General features: G+C 67.1%; 4 protein-coding genes. 2 read left to right on the plus strand and 2 right to left on the minus strand.

The window, feature by feature from the left end; genetic code table 11:
- Both ACTIAO_RS17630 and ACTIAO_RS17635 read right to left on the minus strand, forming a co-directional pair.
- Positions 1 to 334: tripartite tricarboxylate transporter substrate-binding protein (locus tag ACTIAO_RS17630; protein ID WP_441907349.1), on the minus strand; the 334-nt coding region annotated here is incomplete at its 3' end.
- Positions 335 to 441: 107 nt separating this feature from the next.
- A complete protein-coding gene (locus tag ACTIAO_RS17635) occupies positions 442 to 1,098 on the minus strand; it encodes a GntR family transcriptional regulator (protein WP_441839664.1) in 657 nt (218 codons plus the stop codon).
- Between the two features lie 78 nt (positions 1,099 to 1,176).
- Here ACTIAO_RS17635 and ACTIAO_RS17640 point away from each other — a divergent pair, with 78 nt between their 5' ends.
- Together ACTIAO_RS17640 and ACTIAO_RS17645 are read left to right on the plus strand one after the other, a co-directional pair.
- Entirely contained in the window at positions 1,177 to 1,650 is a 474-nt protein-coding gene (locus ACTIAO_RS17640; RefSeq protein ID WP_441907350.1) for a tRNA (cytidine(34)-2'-O)-methyltransferase, read from the plus strand.
- A gap of 67 nt (positions 1,651 to 1,717) precedes the next feature.
- Positions 1,718 to 2,494, plus strand: coding sequence for a sulfite exporter TauE/SafE family protein (locus ACTIAO_RS17645; RefSeq protein WP_441907351.1), 777 nt, complete (start codon positions 1,718 to 1,720; stop codon positions 2,492 to 2,494).
- Positions 2,495 to 2,603 lie beyond the last annotated feature (109 nt).

Below are 2,603 nucleotides of genomic sequence, written 5' to 3' on the forward strand. Positions count from 1 at the left end.
GCGTCGTGTTCAGCATGGCGATCTCGACGGGCGCGAAACCGATCGTGTAGCCGTCCGGGTCCTGAGCGGCGATGTACTCCATCGCTTTGGCGCCCGACGCACCGGGCATGTTCTCGGGGATGACGCTGACGTCGAGGCTCTTCTCGAGCTCGGCGGCGAGTGCGCGCGACGACAGGTCGGATCCGCCGCCGGCGTCGGCCTGGATGACCAGGCGAATATCGTCCGCCGGGAAGTCGGATCCGTCGCCGGATTCGACCGGGGTGCAGGCCGCGAGCGCGGTGGCGCCAAGGCCGATGGCCGCGATGCTGGCCACGAATCGGAAGTAACGGGGCATCTTTGCTCCTTCAATGTGCAGGGTCTCGCTCTGGGGTCCGACGATCATGGCACGTTTACTGTTAACAGTCAACGAGGATGCGCGTTTCCTGCACGGAGCGCGGCGTGTCAGCGCGCCTCGAGCTCCAGGTGCATCCGCTCCTCGGCGCGTCGAAGGTGGTCTTCGAGCGCGCGTGCGACCGCTTCCGCGTCGCCCGACCGGATGGTGTCGTACAGCGCGCGGTGCGACTGAGCCGACTCGTGCAGGTCCTCGTCATGATTGATCGTGACGTCGAGCAGCGCCGTGAACGTCGGTTCGTACTGTCGCCACGTGGCGAGCAGGCGCGGATGGTTCGCAAGCTCGTAGAACATCGAATGGAAGGCGACATCGGCGCGGTAGAACGCCCCGTGGTCGCCGGAGTCGGCGGCCTTCGCCATCTGATCGACCAGGTCCTCCGCCGGCTTCCAGTGCTCATCATCAGCAGCCATCGCGCGCTTCACGGCGAGCTGCTCGAGCGCGGTGCGCAGGCTGTAGAGCTGCTCGATATCCTCCACCGTCAGCCCCTTGATGTATATCCCCCGGGGGCGGCGCAGCTCGACGAGGCCCTCATACACGAGCTGCGAGACCGCATCGCGCACGGGCCCCCGACTCACACCGAACTCCTCGGCGACGCCCTCCTCGGTCAGCCGGTCTCCCGTGACGAGCTCGCCGTGCACGATCCGCCTCCGGATGATGTCGGCCACCTGCTCGCCCAGCGCGGCTCCGCGCCTCACGGTGTCTCGCATCTTCGCTCCCACCTATCGTCAACTGTCAACAGAGTACATCCAGCGGAAGCGGTCCCCGTTCCGACTACGCTCGATGACGTGTTCCACATCGTCTTCTTCGAGCCCCGCATCCCGCCGAACACGGGAAACGCGATCCGCATGTCGGCGATCACCGGCAACACGCTGCACCTCGTCGAGCCTCTCGGGTTCGACCTGTCCGACACGCACCTGCGCCGGGCAGGGCTCGACTATCACGACCTCGCACACGTGATCGTGCACCCCGACTTCGACGCCGTGTGCGCGTATCTCGCCGAACACGGATCCGGGCGGATCTACGCGTTCACCGGCCACGCGACGCGCTCGTTCGCCGACGTGTCGTACGAGCCCGGCGATGCACTGCTGTTCGGCCCTGAGCCGACCGGGCTCCCCGAAGAGGTCATGGCGGATCCGCGGGTGACGGACCGCCTGCGGATCCCGATGCGCCCCGGCGTGCGGTCGCTCAACCTCTCGAACTCGGCCGCGATCGCGACGTACGAGGCCTGGCGGCAGAACGGGTACACCGGCTCGGCATAGCCTCTCGCCCATGCAGGCGACTTGATAAACTAGGGGCTTTGGTCAGTAGCTGAATCGGGGGTCGCGGATGGGCGATCTCACGTGGGCTTTTCTTGCGATTATCGGTCTCGTCGGCGGAATCGGGATCGCCGCACTCGGCCCCGGCGGCGTGCTCGTCACCATCGGGCTCTTCGCTCTGACGGACCTGTCGTCCAGCTCGGTCGCGGGCACCTCGATCGTTACGCATATTGCGACCGGGCTCATGGGCACGGCGGTGTTTCTGCGGTCCGGGCAGCTGCGCGAATCGGTCACGCTGCGCACATCGATCATTCTGGCCGTGACCGCCCTGTTGGGCACGCCCGCGGGCGTCTTCATCAACATGGCGCTTCCCGGCGATTCCTTCGGGCCGCTGCTCGGAGTGTTCATCGCTGTCGTTGCCGTGCTCGTGCTGTACCGAGATCGGCGCGATCAGCGGTCGGCGGGTGCAGGTGACCAGGCTCGACCACATCCGCGGCATTCGCTGTTGACGCTCGCGGCGATCGGCTTCGGAGTCTCCGCTGTCAGCGGCGTCTTCGGCGTCGGCGGCCCGATGCTCGCGGTTCCGGTGCTGCTCGCGATCGGCGTGCCCCTGCTTCCCGCGCTGGCCGCTGCCCAGGCGCAGAGCGTCGTGGTCGCGTCGGTGGGATCCATCGGATACGCGACACTCGGCGCGATCGATTGGCCGCTCGCGCTGCTCGTGGGAATTCCCGAGGTCATCGGCGTCGTGATCGGCTGGCGGATCGCACATTCTGTTCCCACGCGAGGTCTTACATACGCCCTCGTGATCGCGCTCCTCGCGCTCGCGCCGTACCTGATGCTGCGCTGATCCGAGCGGCGCGGATCTTCGCCAGCGATTCGAGCGCCCCCTCCGACCACGGCCGCAACGCAAAACGCCCCCTTCCCGAAGGAAGGGGGCGAAGGGTGGGCCCAGCGGG

Source organism: Microbacterium sp. (assembly GCF_052099035.1).
GTDB lineage: Bacteria > Actinomycetota > Actinomycetes > Actinomycetales > Microbacteriaceae > Microbacterium.

Excerpts from the sequence above, each read along its gene's own strand:
- ACTIAO_RS17635 (WP_441839664.1), bottom strand. The coding sequence starts at position 1,098 with ATGCGAGACACCGTGAGGCGCGGAGCCGCGCTGGGCGAGCAGGTGGCC.
- ACTIAO_RS17645 (WP_441907351.1), top strand. The coding sequence starts at position 1,718 with ATGGGCGATCTCACGTGGGCTTTTCTTGCGATTATCGGTCTCGTCGGC.